This window comes from Pseudomonas sp. P5_A2_2 (assembly GCF_054177685.1).
Window position 1 is genome coordinate 1 of sequence record NZ_JBGCUL010001355.1, and the last position, 1014, is coordinate 1014.

At 63.4% G+C, this 1014-nt stretch carries 2 protein-coding genes; one reads left to right on the forward strand and one right to left on the reverse strand.

What is annotated here, in order from left to right; genetic code table 11:
* A partial coding sequence (locus ACXRVY_RS31375; RefSeq protein ID WP_458239262.1) for an ATP-binding cassette domain-containing protein occupies positions 1-170 on the reverse strand: 170 nt, incomplete at its 3' end.
* A 137-nt stretch (positions 171-307) separates the two neighbouring features.
* On the opposite strand from ACXRVY_RS31375, the gene ACXRVY_RS31380 reads away from it, so the two are divergent.
* Positions 308-1014, forward strand: a 707-nt coding sequence (locus ACXRVY_RS31380; protein WP_458239261.1) for an MBL fold metallo-hydrolase, incomplete at its 3' end; no start/stop codon positions are given.

Below are 1014 nucleotides of genomic sequence, written 5' to 3' on the forward strand. Positions count from 1 at the left end.
ATCCTGTCCAGCCCGGCGATCAGGTGCAGCAAGGTGCTTTTGCCACTGCCCGACTCGCCCATCAGCGCCAGGCTGCTGCCGGGCCTGAGCGTCAGGTCGACGCCTTGCAGCACCGGCAGCGGCCCCTGCGGGGTGGCGTAGCTTTTGAAAACGCCATGGACTTCGAGCATGGGTCAACCTGTTGGGTATGCGTGGCCCAAGGATAGCGGTCCTGAATGGTTTTTGTCCGTTGCTGATGATCGCCCTGCCCGAGTGCCGCCCTACCCTCGAAGCTGGTCTGACCATAACGATAAAAAACGGAGACGCCATGCCTCGTTTCACCTTGAGCCCTCATGGGCTGCTCGCTTGCCTAATCACTGCCTGCCTTGCGCAATCGGTGGTCGCCGCCGACGCACCGGTCGCGGCCAGCCCGCAAACCACGGCCAGTAACGCCGCCGTACTGCAACAACTGCCCTTCACCGACCGCACCGACTACGAGTCGGTCACCAAAGGCTTGATCGCGCCCTTCAAGGGCCAGGTCAAGGACGCCTCGGGCAAGGTCATCTGGGATATCCAGGCCTATGACTTCCTCGCCAAAGACCAGGCCCCGGAGTCGGTCAACCCGAGCCTGTGGCGCCTGGCCCAGCTCAGCGCCCATGCCGGACTGTTCGAAGTCAGCCCACGGCTGTATCAGGTTCGCGGCCTCGATCTGGCCAACATGACCATCATCGAAGGCGACGACGGGCTGATCATCATCGACCCGCTGACCATGGCCGAAACTGCCAAGGCAGCACTGGACCTGTACTACCAGAACCGCCCGCACAAACCGGTGGTGGCGGTGATCTACAGCCATACCCACGTCGACCACTTCGGTGGCGTGCGCGGGGTCATCGACGAGGCCGACGTCAAGGCCGGCAAGGTCAAGGTGTTCGCCCCCGCCGGGTTCATGGAACACGTGATGAGCGAGAACGTCTACGCTGGCAACGCCATGAGTCGCCGCGCGCAGTTCCAGTTCGGCAGCCTGCTGCCCCGTGG